The sequence below is a fragment of the Elstera sp. genome (genome assembly GCF_044372965.1).
GTDB lineage: Bacteria > Pseudomonadota > Alphaproteobacteria > Elsterales > Elsteraceae > Elstera.
In genome coordinates this window covers 1-16686 of the sequence record NZ_JBILQX010000028.1, presented here as the reverse complement: position 1 = coordinate 16686, position 16686 = coordinate 1, and the positions used below count along the sequence as shown (strand labels likewise).

Here is a 16686-nt window from a genome sequence, read left to right as displayed (position 1 = left end):
CGCCGACGGGCTTCTCTTTGGATACTCACACCTCTCTCAGGGTGCAGCGACCGCAGCATGGCTAAACAGGATTATTACGAGCTGCTCGGTGTCGCGCGAACCGCCAGCGCCGACGAGCTCAAAAAAGCCTATCGCAAGCTTGCGATGCAGTATCACCCGGACCGCAATCCGGGCGATGCCGCGGCTGAACTGAAATTCAAAGAAATCTCCGAAGCCTATGACGTGCTGCGCGACGATGATAAGCGCGCGGCTTACGATCGCTTCGGCCATGCCGCGTTTGAAGGCCCTGGGGCCGGGCGCGGCGCGGGTGCGGGGGCAGGCGGCGGGTTCGATTTCAACTTCGCCTCCGGCTTTGCCGATATTTTCGATGAAGTCTTCGGCGAGTTCATGGGTGGCGGCGGCCAGCGTGGGCGCGGCGGGGCCAGCGGGCGCGGCGCGGACCTGCGCTATAATCTCGAAATCAGCTTGGAAGATGCTTTCGCTGGCACCACGGCCAAGGTGCAAGTGGCCTCCAGCATCGTCTGCGAAGTGTGCGACGGATCGGGCGCGGAGCAGGGCTCCAAACCCATCACCTGCCCCACCTGTAGCGGCGCGGGTAAAGTGCGCGCCCAGCAAGGCTTTTTCACCATCGAGCGCCCCTGCCCCTCGTGCGGCGGTGCGGGCCGAGTGATCGAAAAACCCTGTAAAGCCTGCGGCGGGGCCGGGCGGACGCGCAAAGAAAAAACCCTCTCCGTCACCATCCCGGCGGGGGTTGAGGAAGGCACGCGCATTCGCTTGACCGGCGAAGGCGAAGCGGGCGTGCGCGGCGCGCCAGCGGGCGACCTTTACATCTTCCTAGCGATTGCTGCGCACCGGATTTTCCAGCGCGACGGGGCGAATACCTTCTACCGCGTGCCGATTCCGATGACGACGGCGGCGCTGGGCGGGCAGATCGAAGTGCCGTCCATCGATGGGTCGCGGGTCAAGATCACCATTCCGCCCGGCACCCAAGCGGGGCATCAGTTTCGCTTACGCGGCAAGGGCATGTCGGTCCTGCGCTCCACCCAGCGCGGCGATATGTATGTTGAGGCGACCGTGGAAACGCCGGTCAATCTCACCCCGCGCCAGCAGGAGCTTTTGCGGGAGTTCGATACGGCGGGCGAAGCCGATCAAACGCACCCGCAATCCTCGGGCTTTTTCCAGCGCGTGAAGGAATTCTTCGCGGGTTCGGCGTCTGAATAATCATTGGAGACTATCGGTATGACCACCGCCTTCCGCCGCCCCTCGGGCCGCGCCGCCGACCAACTGCGCGCTGTCAGCCTAGAGCCGGGGTTCGCCAAACATGCGGAAGGCTCCTGCATGGTGCGTTTCGGCGATACGCATGTTTTGTGTACCGCGTCGATTGACGAAAAAGTGCCGCCGTTTCTGCGCAATACCGGCAAGGGCTGGGTAACGGCGGAATATGGCATGCTGCCGCGCGCCACCCATTCGCGCATGGACCGCGAAGCCGCCAAGGGCAAGCAAAGCGGGCGCACGCAGGAAATCCAACGCCTCATAGGTCGCTCCTTACGCGCCGTCACCGACCTTACCCAGATGGGCGAACGGCAGATCAAGATTGATTGCGATGTAATCCAGGCCGACGGCGGCACGCGGACCGCCTCCATTACTGGCGCCTATGTCGCCCTGCATCTCGCCCTGCGCAAACTGGTCGATGGTAAGGTGATCCCCGCGCTGCCGCTCAAGGCCGAAGTCGCCGCGATTTCCTGCGGGCTCTATAACGGCGTGGCCGTGCTCGACCTCGATTATGCTGAAGATTCCAACGCCCAAGCCGATGCGAACTTCGTGCTCACCGGGCGCGGCGGGCTGGTGGAAATCCAAGGCACCGCCGAGCAAGACCCGTTTAGCGAAGAGCAGTTTTCCGAGCTTCTGCGCCTCGCCAAACAGGGCATCGGCCAGTTGGTCTCGCTCCAGCGTAAGGCGGTGATGGGGTAGTTTACCGCAACCGATCATAGGTATTATGGGCGAGGCTACTGGTCTCGTCCTCATCTTCGTCGCTCCAGAAGAAATAGCTGGCCTCGCCGACGCGCCAGGCCGCCGAGCAGCTTTTGTAGAACCAACCGATGCGAATACAAAAGCGGTCGGCTTCAAGGCTCCACTTCCCATCGAGCGCATCTTTACCGCGATTTAACATCACCGTCAGGCTGCCGTCCGGACGGATTGTATAGCTCACCGGATCGGCGGGATCGCGGTTCCGATAGGTGGCAGGATGGGCCGTGAGGATTTTCAACTCACCCGCCGTCATGGGTTGGGCGTGATCGGGCAGCGCCGGGCGCGGCGGCGGGGCGGCGTGGGCGTTTTCGAGCAGGGCTAACAGGGTCAACGCCGCCCCCGCCACCAACGCCAAAAGGGGTAAGCGGTCGCGCCAAGGACGTGACTGGGCTGGCTTCAGAACAAGCGCGCGTATTTCGCCGCGACGCTGCCGTGGCAAGGACATGGATCATACTCCAAAACATCAAAAAAACTCCGCTAAGGCGGGACGGGTCAGCCCCCGTCGGACGGCTCCGACGCATCGTCGGGCGCGTCAGGATCGAACGCCAGCAGGTCACCCGGTTGGCAGTCGAGCGCCCGGCAGAGCGCGGTAAGGGTGGAAAAACGCACCGCTTTCGCCTTGCCGGTCTTGAGGATCGAGAGATTCTGAATGGAAATATCGATCTTTTCGGCAAGGTCGCCGAGGCGCATTTTGCGCTTCGCCAACATCACATCGAGATGCACGATAATCCCCATTAGATCGTCAACTTCTGTTCTTCCGAAACGCGCACGGCTTCGGCCATGATCCTGCCGAGAACGTAGAGCAGAAGCCCGAAGAGCAGAAAGATAAAATCGGGCTCGGTACTAATGTCATCGATCCCGACTTCCCCAATCGCCCAAAGCGCCGTGCTCAAAAGCATTTCACTCAATGGATTGCCGATCCACCAGATCAGCACGAGCTTACCGATCCAGGTTAGTTGCCGCGCCGCGCGCGGCTCGAACACCCGCCCTTCCCGATATTCGGCGAGCAAAACCCGCACCTGACCTAAGGAATAGAACAGCGCCGCTGCGGTAAACAGTACGCCCACCGCAATGAGGCTCTTCCCCGTCCAACTCAGAACCGGCAAGACACCAGGGGAACATTTGTCCTGAAGTTCCGGTAGCCGATGCTCCATCACCCAATAGGTAAAACCGATCATCCACACCGGCCACCCCCACATGAGTAGGGTGACGACGCAATGAGCACGGTGCGCCAGGCGAGTAAGGCTCTCGGGGGGAGGGATCATATTTAGGATACCTTGTTTCAGTGCCCCCTAGCTTAAGGGCGATATTCTCGTTTATCAATCTATTTTTCATGAAAAACATGAAATAATAATCTGTACGACCGAAACGCTTCGCCGCCGATTGTGGGCAACCGCGCTTTCCTGAAACCTCCGCTTGTGGTTTGCTAAGATCGGAACGGTGCGCGGGACAGCGCCCGAAAAAGCGATAAGGGAGACGGTCATGGCGCGGGTAGCATTAGTAACGGGCGGGACTCGGGGGATTGGGGCTGCGATTGCCAAGGCGCTTAAAGCGGCAGGCAATGAAGTCGCCGTGACCTACAGCGGTAACGACGAAGCGGCGGCGAAATTCACGGCTGAAACCGGAATTCTTGCGGAAAAATGGAACGCGGCTGATTTCGAGGCCTGCAAGGCGGGCGTGGCGCGCGTGGAAGCGGCGCTGGGTCCGGTCGATATTCTGGTTAATAACGCGGGCATCACGCGCGATACCACGTTCCACCGCATGACCGAACAACAGTGGGATGATGTTATCACCACCAACCTTAAATCGTGCTTTACGATGACGCGGACGGTCTACGAAGGGATGCGCGAGCGCAATTTTGGCCGCATCGTCCAGATTAGTTCGGTCAATGGTCAGCGCGGTCAATATGGTCAGGTGAATTATTGCGCGGCGAAAGCTGGCATGATTGGCTTCACCAAGGCGCTAGCGTTCGAAGGCGCGGCGAAGGGCATCACCGCCAACTGCGTCGCCCCTGGGTATGTAGATACCGATATGGTCGCTGCCGTGCCGGAAGACGTGCTGAAAAAGATCATCGCCACCATCCCGGTCGGGCGCTTGGGCTTTGCCCATGATATCGCTCGGACGGTACTATTTCTGGTGGGCGACGATGCGAGCTTTGTTACCGGAGCGACGATCTCGGTCAACGGCGGGCAATATATGGTGGCGTAAGCCGCCGAAACCTGTTGGAACTACGGCGTGATTGGGAGGGAGGCCGCGGCCTCCCTCTTTTTATGGAAATGGGGATTAAATGGCAGGGTCTTCGGTCGGCGCGGCGACGCTTCTGGGCAGCGTGGCAATTCTTCTCTGGGGCAGTCTCGCGCTGCTCGCGACGCTGGCGGGGCCGGTGCCGCCGTTTTTGCTGACCGCGATCACTTTCGGCCTCGCCGGGATTGTCGGCACCGGCTTTATTCTGCTGCGCGGGGCCACCGGGCGGAAAGCCGTTGCGGCCTGGGCAACCCAAAGCCCGCGCGCCTGGGCCATCGGCGTCGGCGGGCTGTTCGGCTATCATCTGCTGTTTTTCGTCGCCTTACGCGCTGCCCCTGCCGTGCAGGCCAATCTGATTAATTATCTCTGGCCGCTGTGTATTGTCGTTTTCTCGGCGTTCTTGCCGGGCGAGCGTTTACGCTGGTTTCACTGCGTCGGCGGGGTTTTGGGCTTGGCGGGCACAGTGCTGCTCGTCGGCGGCCCGGCGCTCGCCGTCCAGATCGAGTTTCTGCCCGGCTATCTTGCCGCCCTCGGGGCCGCGCTGTGCTGGGGCGGTTATTCGGTGCTCTCCCGGCGCTATTGCGCGGCAGTGCCGACCGATTTCGTTGCCGCCCTCTGCCTTGTCACCGCGCTTCTGGCGGGCCTGTGTCATCTGGTCTTGGAGGCGGTTTACATCCCCAGTGCGCACGATTGGCTAATTATGGCGATTATGGGGGCAGGGCCCTTGGGCGCGGCCTTCTTCTTTTGGGATATTGGCATTAAACGCGGCCTGTTGCGCGCGCTGGGAGCGGCTTCCTACGCTACACCGCTGCTTTCCACCCTCGGGCTCTATTTAGGCGGTCGGGCACAGATCACGCTCGACGTTCTCTTTGCCGCCGTGCTGATCGTCGGCGGGGCCGTGCTGGCGGGCAGTGATGCGTTGCGCGGCAAAAAGTCCCCCGCCTAAAATAGAATGGGCCGCTCGGCGTGCGAGCGGCCCTTTCCCGTCCGATGGGATGGGGGAAACTAAACTGCTTCGGACCTCCGAAAGCAAAAGGTGTCCCCGTCAGAGCGGGCAGGCCTTGAGTGTACAGATCCTGCCAGACTGAAAATCCCTTGGTGGGTAGACACAGGATCACCTCCTTTCGGTTGTCAGTGAGAAACAACAAGACGGAGTCTAACCAACCGAGGAGTCCGGCGCAACAGCGCTTGTCTTTAACGTTTCGTGACAAGCCCGACTCGCGCCTCTTGCTATCGCCAAGCGCGAGCGGTTGCGCTAGTGTGGGGCCGTTAAGGTTTTAGGCAGCAGCGCTAGGCAGAGAAATGGCCATCGACGATACCCTCGAACAGCATATCCGCGCCGAATTCATCGACGAAGCCCGCGATATCACGAATGAAATCGACGTGATGTTGGGCAATGTGCGCTCGGATCTCGTGCCACAAGGCGAGGCCATTCAAGCCATGCGCCGCCATTTCCACAATCTGCGCATCGGCGCGCGCTCGGTAGGCTTGATGGCCGCCGACGTGATCTTGCACCAGATGGCCGATTACGTGGACGGCGTCGACCAAATCGGCGACCGCGAGTTGGATGGGTTGCAGGCCTTTACCGACCTGCTGCGCATCACGCTCGATACGGTGCAAGACGAAACCCCCGCCCCCTCGTTGCGCGAAGTTGTGCGGCAACTGCCAACAGTGCGCACGTTCGACGTTAACGATATAAAACTGCTCGATATTGTTATTCTCCTCGTCTCGCCGCAGCGCTCCGCCGGGCGCATTGTGGAGCGGGAGTTGATGGCCTGCGGCTACCGCGTGGTGAACGTCAGCAAAAGCTTCGAAGCCCTGGAAATGGCTGTGCGCTTAAAACCCGATCTGGTCATTGCCTCGGCGATGCTGGACGAGTTGAGCGGGATCGATCTTGCCTGTGCGATTCTGGCGATGCCGACGACACAAGATATTCCCTTCGCGCTGCTCACCAGCTTCGGCTGGGGTGATCCTTCCTTGGAAGGGCTGCCGACGCGCGCCGCGATTATCCGCAAAGGCGGTCATTTCGGCGACGATCTGGCCGAAGCCCTATCGCGTTTTTCGATTACCTAAATGGACGAAACGCCGCGCTTCGCCAGCCTTGCGGCGGCGGCGCTCGCGGTTTTGACCGCCGCCGATCCGGCTGAGAAAGTTCGGCTAACGCGGGCGGCAGTGCAAGTGTGGGCGATGGGCACGCTTTCGGTGGGGAGCGTGAGCAGCATACCCGATCGGCCCGCGCGCCCGGATCAGCCCACGCTCGTTTCCCCCAGCGCCATGCCGCACCGGCGCTTGACGCGCGGCGTGCGCGGACGCGTGACCCTCCTGCACGCCCTCGCCCATATCGAACTGAACGCGGTTGATTTGGCGTGGGATATCGTCGCCCGGTTCGCCCCGCAGTTTCCCCCCGCTTTTGCCGCCGATTGGTTGACCGTCGCCGCGGACGAAGCCGAACATTTCGCGCTTCTCGCCGCTCGCCTTGCCGATCTCGGCGCGGCCTATGGCGATCTGCCTGCACACGATGGGCTTTGGCAATCGGCGCAGGAAACCGCAGGCGATGCGCTGGCTAGGCTCGCCGTTATTCCCATGGTTCACGAAGCGCGCGGGCTGGACGTGACCCCGATGATGATCGAAAAGCTGCGGGCCGTGGAGGATGAAACCTCGGCCCAGGTGCTGGAGCGCATCTACCGCGATGAAATCGGCCATGTCGCTCTTGGCAACCGCTGGTTCCTATGGCTCGCCGCCGCGCGCGGCCTGGACGACCCGCGGCGCGCCTGGCAAACCCTCATTCGCCAGCATTTTCGCGGGGCGCTGAAGCCGCCGTTCAACGATGAAGCCCGGGCGACCGCCGGTTTTCCCGGCGACTGGTACGCGCCGCTTGCCCTCTCGGGGGACGCGCTCGCCCATGTCCCATGACGATCTACACGATCATCTAACCGAAGGCGAGGCTACCCGGTTTTGGCGCGTGCCGGAGGGGGACACCGAGGTTTTGCTGGCACGCTTTCGCCGCCATAGTTTTGCGCCCCACACGCATGATCGCTACGTCTTTGGCGTCATCACCGGCGGCGTCGAGGGGTTTCACACGCGGGGGGCGCGCCATTTCGCGACGCCCGGCAATCTTGCCCTCGTGCATCCGGGCGAGGTGCACGATGGCTATGCTGCCGTCGAAGAAGGCTGGGCGTATCGGATGCTCTATCTCGATCCGGCTCTCATGCTGCGCGCTGCGGAAGGCAGCGGTTTCCGGCCCTCCGACGGGTTGCCTGAGTTCCGCGACACGATCCTTCAAGATCCTGCGTTGGCGGCCCTCTGCGCCGGGGTTTTTGCGCAGCTCGCCGAAGGGGAAACCTTAGAGCGGGAAACCGCCTTGCTGTCGGTACTGGCCGCGCTTATCCAGCGCCATAGCATTGGGCGCGCGGTCCGCGGCGCGGCGCGGGCGCTCCCAGCTATTCGCCGCGCCGCCGAACGGCTGCGGGATGATCCCGCCGCCTCAATCTCCCTTGATGATCTGGGGGCCGAGACCGGGTTAAGCGCCTTTCAATTGATCCGGGGGTTTCGGGCGGCCTATGGCATTCCCCCCCACGCCTATCAAAAGCTGGTGCGATTGCAGCGGGCCGAACAGGCGCTGCGCCAAGGAAACACGATTGCCGCCGTGGCCGCCGACTGCGGCTTTTCCGACCAAGCCCATCTGACCCGCGCCTTCAAAAGTTTTCGCGGGGTCACGCCCGGCCAGTTCCGGCGCGCCCTTGTCCCATAAAAAAACCCCTTCCGGCTAAAACTGGAAGGGGTCCCGAGGCGGGGAGGAACTAGAGCCACGCCAACAATAGGGGAGGCTCTAGGGTCTCTCAATCGGTCTGCACGGGGCTGGAAAACCAGCCCCGTCAACAGCTTAGAACTTGTAGCGCAAGGCCATCGACAGAATGTCGACGGAACCATCCGTCATCGTTGCCCGCGTGCGCGCGCCCGTGCTGGAGGTTTGATCGATCTTGACGTCATCCACGAAAATATGCGCGTAGGCCGCATCAATGGAGATATTGTCGGTCACATCATAGCTCGCCCCAACCGACAACCAAATCCGGTTGCCATCGGGCACGCGCGTCGAGCGGTGCTGATCCGTGACCGGCGTGCGGTCGAACTGGGTGCCGGCGCGCAGGATGATCGCATCGGACCATTTATAGTTAAAGCCGAGGGCAATCGAGTAGCTGTTCTTATAATCTTGCTGCTCAACCGTCACCGTCGTGCCATTCGACTTAATGTCGATCTTATCGAAATTGCTCCAGTGGAAATAATTGGCCTGGGCCAACAGTTCCCACTTGGGATTAACGCGCCACGCGGCACCAAGGCCGATGATATCCGGCGTCGTCACCGAAATTTCAGCGGAGCCCGAGCGGCTCTTCGTTGCGCCGCGTTGAAAGGCGAAATCGCCTTCCACCGTGTGCTTAATGCGGCTGCGGTAGGTCAAACCAACCGTCAGTTCATCCACCGGCTTCCAGGTTAGCCCGAGGTTGCCCCCGACGGCAAAGCCGTCAGCATCAACCGCAAACAGGCTGTCGGTATTGCTATTATAAAGACCGCCAACACCCCCGACCGAGCCGATGAAAGCTTGGGATTGCGCAGCGCTGAGGCCCTGAAGGCCCGCAATGGCGGGCACGGCCCCGGTCAGAACGGTGCGGGCGCGTTGAATATCGATACCGCCGCCCACCGAGAATTTCGGCGAAACCTTATACGCGCCGACCAAGCTAATGTTGATCGTTTCCAGTTTCGATTTTTGCGAATTATAGCGACCGAACCAGCCTTGATCGTATTTACCAACCAGCCCGAACGGGGCATTCACACCGAAACCGAGACGCACGTCATCGTTCACAACCCAAACGCCATAGGTGGCGGGAACAAGCGCCGGAGAGTTGGGGTCATCCCCGTCTTTTCCGGTGATGGCGACGGTCGCGCCGCCCAAAGCAGCCGGGAGGCGCGCGGACGAGCCTTCATTGCGAATCTTGGAGCCGAGGACGAGCAAGCTACCCCCCGCAGAGAACTGCGAGCGCGTAAGGTTTGTCATCCCGGCGGGGTTGGTGAACACAGTGCTAGCATCAAAGCCCGTGGCATTCTGGCCGGCGTTTGCTGCGCCTAAACCGGAGATGCTTTGCTCTTGAATGTAAAACGAGCCCGCCCAGGCGCTCGGTGCCATTACAAGAGCGGTAAGAGCCAGCAGCGCGGAAGTCCGGCTGATCGGAGAACGCTTCATCATTTCCTCCCAGATTTTTATATTGTTGTTTCTTAACTAGCATGCCCTTTACGTTATGGGAAACGGTCAAACAGGGTCCGAATGTCGCAGTTTGCGGTTTTCTTAGGACTTGTTACCAAAAAGCCACAAAGTGACTATTCCGACTCACGCGCCGCCCCAAAGGCGTAATCCCGCGTTACCTGCGCAACCCTGGTACCGTATCCCTTGTACCACCGCTCCTTCCCAAACCGTTCCGCAATCACATGGGCAGTGACGCCCTTCCACGCCACCATATCGGCCTCGCTCTGCCAATAGGAAACTGTGATCCCGGCTCCATCGTCGCCTCGAACCGACTCGATTCCCAAAAAGCCCGGCTGCTGGGCCGCCAGTTCTTCCATGGTATCCGCCATCGCGGCGTATCCGGCCGTATCGTCGCTCTGCTGATTGGTGAAAATCACGGCCCAATAGGGCGGCGCGGGGGTTTTGGCGAAGATCATCGTTGCGAAATCGTCTCTGGGAGGGGGGGATAGCTGGCCTGCAAGACGGCGAACCAGCCGGGCGCATCGGGGGTGGGTAGGCGCAGTAAGCGCCCATCGGCGTCAATCGGGTAGAGGCTGAGCGTTACGCTATCATTCACATTGCCGCCGATCGCCCGGAGTTGCCGGTCGCGCACTTCGACCACCAGATCGCAGTGCATCGGGCGCGGAATCCCTTTCTCGGCGCGGCGCTGAAGCAAACTGGTGAGCCGCGCTTCGGGGGCGGAACGGTCGCCACAAATAATATCGCCCGGCTGCGGGGTTTCCGCTTCGGGCGGCTGGGCGGTGAAGCCGGGGGTGCCGTCCAGCGTTGCATCGAGATAGGCGAAATGGGCTTCGTTGCGCGGCAAATCGCCCGCCGGAACCCCCGCCGCGCAGGCGAGATAGCCGATGAAGGCCGCCGACCAAGCTTGGCTAAAGGGCGCATCGAGCGGCCCCGATTTCCCATCGTTCCCGGCGGCTTGCAGGGCCAGAGGCGTCGGCACCGCGCGCCAATAGCGGCGAATATCACTGGCAACGCGGGGATCGGTTTCCTTGATCCCCTCCGCCAGCACTTCGCGGCGACCATTCGACCAATCGATGACCCCGCCACCAAACGTCTGCCATTCCGCGAGCGCGGTGCTGACCATCCGCTGCCGCCTAAGGGCGAGACTGTCTTCCACGGGGCAGGCGAGCGCCGTGGGTTGACCATCGAGAGCGAAATTCATCTCGGCGCACCCGGCGAGCGGGATCAGTCCGAGCACGAAGAGGGGCGCGCGCAACCGTGTCATCATGCTTCAGGGTATAGGCGAGAATTTACGCTTCTGCTACAGGCAAGGGCTGAAAGGAACCGTCTATGGCCACCGCTGCTTCCGAGTCTCAGATTTTCGATCGGCGCGCCCTGCGCCTGCACCGCGACCGCGCCGCCGCCGGGTTCGATGGGCGCTTCGATTTTCTGACCAAGGAAATCGGTGACCGGCTGTTAGACCGGCTCGACGATATTCGCCGCCGCTTCCCGCTCGCGCTCGATTTGGGCGGGCGGACCGGCGATTTGGCCCGTTCCGCAAACGGGCGCGGCGGCATCGAGACACTGATTACCGCCGATCTCTCGCCGCAAATGATCGCCCGCGCCCCAGGGCCCCGCCTGGTGGCCGATGAGGAATGGTTGCCGATCGCAGAGAACAGCCTCGATCTGGTGCTCTCCTGCCTGTCGCTGCATTGGATCAACGATCTGCCCGGCGCGCTTATTCAAGTAAACCGCGCCCTGAAGCCCGATGGGCTGTTTCTCGGCGCGATTTTCGGCGGGGAGACCTTACAAGAACTCAAAGCCAGCCTCGCCGCCGCCGAAATCGCCGAAACCGGAACCTTGGTTCCGCGCGCCTCGCCCACGGTCGATATCCGCGACGCGGGAAGACTGATGCAACGCGCGGGCTTCGCCCTACCCGTCATCGATAGCGATATTCTGACCGTCTCCTACCCGGACGTGCTGGCCCTGATGCGCGACCTGCGCGGCATGGGCGAGGCCAACGCCCTTGCCGGTCGCCCGCGCCGCCCGTGGCGCAGGTCCACCCTCGCCCGCGCCGCCGCCGATTACGCCGACCGCTTCAGCACCCCCGATGGCCGCATCGAAGCGCGGTTCGAAGTCATCTTCCTCACCGGCTGGGCTCCCGATGCGAGCCAGCCGCGCCCGATGCGCCCCGGCAGCGCGAAAAGCCGACTGTCGGAGGCGTTGGGGGCGGTCGAGCGGAAGCTCAGCTAGCGGGCTGCCGCCCGTACCCGCTCGGGGAGCAAGCTCCCCGAACCCCTCTTTTTTTAAAATAAAAAAAGAAACGGGGCTAAAGAAGCCCCCTTAGGAATTCCGATATCGCGTTTCCAAAGGGCCGCCGCCCTTTGGTGGGGTTCGGGGGCTAGCCCCCGATTACGCAGCCGACCGCCCGAGATCGGCGATGTCCGCCAGCCATTTTTGGCGCTTCTCCGGCGTCGAGGTTTTGATTGAGCCCAGAAAGCTGCTCTTGACCGGGCTAACGCCACAAAAGCCGAGGATTTGGATTTTCCACTGCTTCACCAACGGGCGGCCCCAGAACCATCGGAAGATGAAGGGCGGCGTATCGGCGGTGATAATCACGCGGGCGCTGCGGCCCTTCAACAGCTTATCCCAACCGAGACCCTTACTGTGGTAGCGGAAGGCGAAGCCGGGCAGCAACACGGCATCGATATAGGCTTTGAGGACGGCGGGCATGCCGCCCCACCAGAGCGGGGCGACGATCACCCAATGGTCGCAGGCGGCAATCTGCGCCTGCGCCGTCGCCACCCACTCCGGCACCACGCCGCTGGTTTTGAAATCCTTGTAATCGGGCGGCATGAGCGTAATCGGCAGGTCGGCGATGGCGACCTGAACCACCTGATGTCCCGCGTCGGTCGCCGCCGTGGCATAGGCTTTGGCGAGCGCGGCGCAATAGCTTTCGCCGCGCGGATGGCCGCAGAAAACCAGAATTTTCGCCATTGAAGTGCTCCTGCGCGGTGAGATTTAGGCTCGTGTTACCACTGGTCACTTTGTAAAATGATTATGTGACCGATGGCAACATAAATGTTCCGCCCGAGCTTCCCCCCACGCGCCGCAAGGCCGAGGGCAAGTTTCATCATGGCGATTTACCGGGGGCGCTGCTGGCGGCGGCCTCTGCCCTTATTGCGGAGCGGCGCTCGGCGGAATTTTCCCTGCGGGCAGTGGCGGAGCGCGTCGGCGTCAGCCATACCGCCGCCTATCGCCATTTCGCCTCAAAACGCGACCTTTTGGCCGAGCTTGCGTGCCGGGGCTTTGAGCGGCTTCACCGCGAAATGCTGGCCGACCGGGCGCGCGCCGAAGCGCCGGAAGCGGCCTTACGCTTGATGGGCATGAATTACGTCAGCTTTGCGCTGGCCGAGCCGGGCGCGTACCGCATCATGTTCCACGTCGATCTATGCGCGACCGGCGCGCATCCTGCGTTGGAAAAAGCCGCCTATGACGGGTTTGCGGAAATGGTCTCGGTCATTGCCGAAGGCCAAGCGGCAGGGCAGTTCCGCCAAGATCGTCGCCCGGAAGAGCTTGCGACCGCCCTCTGGTCCGCCCAGCACGGCTATACCAGCCTGCTGCTCGACGGGCAGATTGCCGAGGGGGAACTTCCCCCCGGCATTCCCGGCTTCACGATCGCCCCGCCCGCCGACCGCGCCTTAATGGTGCAGATGATGCTGGCGGGGCTGAAGGAACCGAACGCTTAAAGCTGGTTCAGCACATACTCGGCGCTGGAGACTTCGAACTGCCCCGGCGCTTCGACGTTCAACACTTTCACCACACCGTCTTCGGCCACCAGGGCGAAGCGCTTGCAGCGAATGCCCATGCCGTAAGCCGAGAAATCGGCATCGAGGCCCATGGCCTTGGCGAAATCGGCGCTACCATCGGCGAGCAACAGCACGGCATCGCCGGCAGTCTGCGCCTTGCCCCACGCGCCCATCACGAAGGCATCGTTCACCGAGATGCAGGCGATGGTATCCACGCCCTTTTCGGCGAAAGCCGCCGCTTTTTCGATGAAACCCGGCAGATGTTTCGCCGAACAGGTCGGCGTGAACGCGCCCGGCAGGCCGAACAGCACAACTTTTTTGCCCGCGAAAATATCGCCGGTGGTGATGTCCTTCGGGCCTTCCGCCGTCATCGTCTTGAGAGTGACCAAGGGAATTTTGTCGCCAATTGAAACGCTCATGTCGTCCTCTTTTCCATAAGCCCCACCGTGGGGCGCGCGTGAACATTAAACCCTTACCGCGTCAGCGGTATGACCGGGTGTGGATTTTAAGCCGGGTTACGATTTTATCCCCGCCGCCTGTTTCAAGGCCGCCTGCACCGCGTCCTGCGTCAGCAGTTCGGGCAGAACGATGCCCTCAGGTGCGCCGGGGCCATAGACAATGTTGAACGGAATCCCGTAGCGGCCATAGCGCTTCAGAAACTCCGCAATCTCCGGGTTCGGGCGCGTCCAATCGGCCCGCAACGCCAGCACGCCGGAAGCACTGAGCCCGTCGCGCGCCGCATCTCGGTCCAGCACGGCGAGCTTATTGGCTTTGCACGTCAGGCACCAGTCGGCGGTGATATCGAGAAAAATTACCTGCCCCTGCGCCCGCGCCGCTGCGAGATTTTCCGCCGAATAGGCTTTCCACAGCCGATCCGCGCTCACCCGCGCCACCGGCGGGGGGAGGAGATGCGCCGCCAGCGACGGCAGCGCCGCAATCCCGGCCAGCCCGGCGAGCACCGCCACCGCGAGCCCCCGGCGCAGGCGAACCATCGCCAAAACCAAGGCCAGCGCCATCGCGCCGACCAGCCCGACGCCGAGCGGTGCGACCAGGGCCGCCAGAACGGTCAGCAACCAGAGCGCCGTTCCCAGCAGCGCGAGCCCGAAGCCGCGTTTCACCCAGGCCATCCACGCGCCGGGGCGCGGCAAACGGGCGGCCCAACCGGGAAAGAGGGCCAGCAGCAGAAACGGCGCGGCGAAACCGAGGGCAAGCGCGAGGAAAATCGCCAGAATCTCGACCGGCCCTTGCCCGAGCGCAAACCCCACCGCCGTGCCGACGAAGGGCGCGGAACAGGGCGTCGCCAGCAAGGTAGCGACCACGCCGGAAAAGAAGGATTCACCCCGGCTCCCCTGGCCGAGAGCCCCCGCCCAGGAACTGACCGCCACCGGCAAGCCAATCTCGCGCCCGCCCAGCAAGGAGCCCGCGAACAGCGCCAGCACGCCGACCATTCCGGCCAAGAACCAGGGCTGCTGAAACTGAATGCCCCAGCCGACCGCGCCGCCCGCGAGCTTTACGCCAATCGCCGCCCCGGCGAGCAGCAGGAAGCTGACGGTAATTCCCGCCGCCATCGCCAGCAAATCGCCGCGCACTTGGCCGCGACTGCGCCCGCCGCTGCCGACCAGCCCGAGGATTTTCAGCGACAGCACGGGGAGCACGCAGGGCATGAGATTGAGAATCAAGCCGCCGAGCAGCGCCGCACCCAGCATCAGCGCCCAGGTGGACCCAACCGCAGGGCCGACGACGGGCGTCACCGGAAATTCAATGCGCCGCTCGCCCGCCACCAGCGTCGCTGTGAGCCCGTCCTTCAGCACCGCATCGGCCGAAACGCCGCGTAAGGGGGTTTCGAGGACGAGGCGGTCCCCCGATCCGCTGACCTGCGGGCGCGGCGCGGTGAGGCTGCCGGGGCCTTCTAAGAAGAGATCGAGCCCCGCCTGTTCTGCCGCCGACAGGGGTTCGGTGAAGGCCAGGGTAAGGCGCAGCGCGTCCCCGTGCAGAACCGCCGCCGTCACCGTCAGCCCCGCCGGTGCGGACGTGAGGGGAAGCTTTGCGAGCGCCGCCGCAATCAAGGCAGCTTCCGGCGCGGGGCTGGCCGCGCCCGGCGCCAGGGTGAGCGCCAAATCGGCCCGGTAGGGCACGCAGATTTCGGCGCAGGCGAGGTAATCGACCCCCAGTTTCAGCGGCAGCGGCTGGCTTCCGTCGAGCAGCTTGGCGTCGATCGGCAGCACCAGCCCGGCCTTATAGGCGAAAGTTTCGATGCCCAGGAGAGTGGTGCGGATCGGCGGGGGGAAGCGCGGGTCGGCGGAAATCAGATTTTGCGTGCCGGTCCAATCCAGCGTCGGCGGCAGGCCCGCCTCGCCTGGCGTACGCCAATAGCCGTGCCAGCCGGGGGCGAAGCGGAATTCCAGGGCGAGCGTGACCCGGTCCACGCCGCCCACGGCCTCGGTGGCCGTCAGCAGCCGAACGGCGGCATTGCCGTCGCCCTGCCAGTCGGTCGAAGCCGCGCGCGCGCCGCCTGCGACAAGGAGGCTCAGCAGCACGGCCCAACAAAAGCGCTTCACAATGGACAGGGGGTATCCCATCTTTCACACTATCCGCCTAACACTTCCTGGATGATGTAAGCCCACCGTGAGCAATACCCAATACCTAACTGGCCAATTCCTCATCGCCATGCCGCAGATGACCGAAAAACCCTTCGCCCGGTCGCTGATCTTCCTCTGCGCGCATACCGCCGACGGGGCGATGGGCCTCATCATCAACCAGCGCGCCGGAACGATGACGTTCAAAGACGTGTTCAGCCAGCTCGAAATGAACGCGACCGCCGAGGAGGCGGGCAGCCCGCGCGTGAACTTCGGCGGCCCGGTGGAGCCACGCCGGGGCTTCGTGCTGCACTCCACCGACCGGCTGGAGGAAAGCTCGCTGGTCGTCTCCGAAGAAGTCGCCCTCACCTCCACCGTCGATATGCTGCGCGCCATCGCCCAAGGCACCGGCCCCCGCCGCGCCCTGCTGGCCTTAGGCTATGCCGGGTGGAGCGCAGGCCAACTCGATCAAGAAATCCAAAGCAATTCCTGGCTTTCCGTAGACCCCGACGACGCCCTGCTGTTCGACGCCGACCTCGACACCAAATGGCACCGCGCGATTGCGAAGCTGGGGGTGGATATTACGATGTTGTCGAGTGAGGCGGGGCATGCGTGAGGGGATTTCAGATAGGTATTTGGAGATAGCTTTTAGAGTATTAAGCTATCGGGCCATACCTATGAATTGTAAAGATATGATTAATTTTGCCCGTAAACTGTCAATTATTCCGATTGACTTAAAGGGAGAAACTCAACACAAGACACTCAACGCAAGAATCAGCACAGATATTTTAAA

General features: G+C 62.5%; 20 protein-coding genes. 11 read left to right on the top strand and 9 right to left on the bottom strand.

What is annotated here, in order from left to right; genetic code table 11:
- Positions 1–57 precede the first annotated feature (57 nt).
- Positions 58–1221, top strand: coding sequence for a molecular chaperone DnaJ (gene dnaJ / locus ACIQ36_RS05995; protein ID WP_395826848.1), 1164 nt, complete (start codon positions 58–60; stop codon positions 1219–1221).
- Between the two features lie 18 nt (positions 1222–1239).
- Complete coding sequence (gene rph / locus ACIQ36_RS05990) at positions 1240–1971, top strand: ribonuclease PH (protein WP_395826847.1); 732 nt, start codon at positions 1240–1242, stop codon at positions 1969–1971.
- A gap of 1 nt (position 1972) precedes the next feature.
- Here the strand turns inward: rph and ACIQ36_RS05985 are convergent, their stop codons facing one another.
- The 3 genes from ACIQ36_RS05985 to ACIQ36_RS05975 are packed head-to-tail and all read right to left on the bottom strand — an operon-like array spanning position 1973 to position 3206.
- Positions 1973–2473: a hypothetical protein gene (locus ACIQ36_RS05985; protein ID WP_395826846.1), complete on the bottom strand. Its 501-nt coding sequence runs from the start codon at positions 2471–2473 to the stop codon at positions 1973–1975.
- A 47-nt stretch (positions 2474–2520) separates the two neighbouring features.
- Positions 2521–2763, bottom strand: a complete 243-nt coding sequence (locus ACIQ36_RS05980) for a helix-turn-helix domain-containing protein (RefSeq protein WP_395826845.1) — start codon at positions 2761–2763, stop codon at positions 2521–2523.
- On the bottom strand, positions 2763–3206 hold the full coding sequence (locus tag ACIQ36_RS05975; RefSeq protein ID WP_395826843.1) for a DUF2975 domain-containing protein: 444 nt from the start codon (positions 3204–3206) through the stop codon (positions 2763–2765). The genes ACIQ36_RS05980 and ACIQ36_RS05975 overlap by 1 nt, the downstream gene beginning before the upstream one ends.
- 304 nt (positions 3207–3510) lie before the next feature.
- On the opposite strand from ACIQ36_RS05975, the gene phbB reads away from it, so the two are divergent.
- The 5 genes from phbB to ACIQ36_RS05950 all read left to right on the top strand — a co-directional run bounded on the left by phbB (position 3511) and on the right by ACIQ36_RS05950 (position 8023).
- Positions 3511–4236 (top strand): acetoacetyl-CoA reductase, encoded by a 726-nt coding sequence (phbB, locus tag ACIQ36_RS05970; RefSeq protein WP_395826842.1) that lies wholly within the window; start codon positions 3511–3513, stop codon positions 4234–4236.
- A 79-nt stretch (positions 4237–4315) separates the two neighbouring features.
- Positions 4316–5218, top strand: a complete 903-nt coding sequence (locus ACIQ36_RS05965; RefSeq protein ID WP_395826840.1) for a DMT family transporter — start codon at positions 4316–4318, stop codon at positions 5216–5218.
- A gap of 356 nt (positions 5219–5574) precedes the next feature.
- A complete protein-coding gene (locus ACIQ36_RS05960) occupies positions 5575–6345 on the top strand; it encodes an Hpt domain-containing protein (RefSeq protein WP_395826838.1) in 771 nt (256 codons plus the stop codon).
- Entirely contained in the window at positions 6346–7185 is an 840-nt protein-coding gene (locus ACIQ36_RS05955; RefSeq protein ID WP_395826836.1) for a ferritin-like domain-containing protein, read from the top strand.
- Entirely contained in the window at positions 7175–8023 is an 849-nt protein-coding gene (locus ACIQ36_RS05950; RefSeq protein WP_395826835.1) for an AraC family transcriptional regulator, read from the top strand. Before ACIQ36_RS05955 ends, ACIQ36_RS05950 begins: the two co-directional genes overlap by 11 nt.
- Positions 8024–8155: 132 nt before the next feature.
- On the opposite strand, the gene ACIQ36_RS05945 is transcribed toward ACIQ36_RS05950, so the two are convergent.
- The 3 genes from ACIQ36_RS05945 to ACIQ36_RS05935 form a co-directional block, all read right to left on the bottom strand.
- A complete protein-coding gene (locus ACIQ36_RS05945) occupies positions 8156–9511 on the bottom strand; it encodes an OmpP1/FadL family transporter (protein WP_395826833.1) in 1356 nt (451 codons plus the stop codon).
- A gap of 131 nt (positions 9512–9642) precedes the next feature.
- Positions 9643–9984 (bottom strand): antibiotic biosynthesis monooxygenase family protein, encoded by a 342-nt coding sequence (locus tag ACIQ36_RS05940; RefSeq protein WP_395826832.1) that lies wholly within the window; start codon positions 9982–9984, stop codon positions 9643–9645.
- Positions 9981–10784, bottom strand: coding sequence for a DUF2272 domain-containing protein (locus tag ACIQ36_RS05935; RefSeq protein ID WP_395826830.1), 804 nt, complete (start codon positions 10782–10784; stop codon positions 9981–9983). The genes ACIQ36_RS05940 and ACIQ36_RS05935 overlap by 4 nt, the downstream gene beginning before the upstream one ends.
- Before the next feature lie 74 nt (positions 10785–10858).
- Between ACIQ36_RS05935 and ACIQ36_RS05930 the strand changes: the two genes are divergently transcribed.
- Positions 10859–11761, top strand: a complete 903-nt coding sequence (locus ACIQ36_RS05930; protein WP_395826829.1) for a methyltransferase domain-containing protein — start codon at positions 10859–10861, stop codon at positions 11759–11761.
- Positions 11762–11920: 159 nt separating this feature from the next.
- Here the strand turns inward: ACIQ36_RS05930 and ACIQ36_RS05925 are convergent, their stop codons facing one another.
- On the bottom strand, positions 11921–12505 hold the full coding sequence (locus tag ACIQ36_RS05925) for an NAD(P)H-dependent oxidoreductase (RefSeq protein WP_395826827.1): 585 nt from the start codon (positions 12503–12505) through the stop codon (positions 11921–11923).
- Between the two features lie 65 nt (positions 12506–12570).
- Here ACIQ36_RS05925 and ACIQ36_RS05920 point away from each other — a divergent pair, with 65 nt between their 5' ends.
- Positions 12571–13257, top strand: a complete 687-nt coding sequence (locus ACIQ36_RS05920) for a TetR/AcrR family transcriptional regulator (RefSeq protein WP_395826825.1) — start codon at positions 12571–12573, stop codon at positions 13255–13257.
- Here ACIQ36_RS05920 and ACIQ36_RS05915 read toward each other — a convergent pair.
- Both ACIQ36_RS05915 and ACIQ36_RS05910 read right to left on the bottom strand, forming a co-directional pair.
- Positions 13254–13736 carry a peroxiredoxin gene (locus ACIQ36_RS05915; RefSeq protein WP_395826824.1) on the bottom strand — a complete coding sequence of 161 codons (483 nt, stop codon included), beginning with the start codon at positions 13734–13736 and terminating at the stop codon, positions 13254–13256. The genes ACIQ36_RS05920 and ACIQ36_RS05915 overlap by 4 nt on opposite strands.
- Positions 13737–13832: 96 nt before the next feature.
- Complete coding sequence (locus ACIQ36_RS05910; RefSeq protein WP_395826822.1) at positions 13833–15896, bottom strand: protein-disulfide reductase DsbD family protein; 2064 nt, start codon at positions 15894–15896, stop codon at positions 13833–13835.
- 88 nt (positions 15897–15984) lie between these two features.
- Here ACIQ36_RS05910 and ACIQ36_RS05905 point away from each other — a divergent pair, with 88 nt between their 5' ends.
- Together ACIQ36_RS05905 and ACIQ36_RS05900 are read left to right on the top strand one after the other, a co-directional pair.
- The gene (locus ACIQ36_RS05905; RefSeq protein ID WP_395826870.1) at positions 15985–16509 is read left to right on the top strand and encodes a YqgE/AlgH family protein; all 525 of its coding nucleotides are present in this window, start codon (positions 15985–15987) and stop codon (positions 16507–16509) included.
- The coding region (locus tag ACIQ36_RS05900; RefSeq protein WP_395826821.1) for a hypothetical protein at positions 16502–16686 on the top strand (185 nt) is incomplete at its 3' end. The genes ACIQ36_RS05905 and ACIQ36_RS05900, both read left to right, overlap by 8 nt.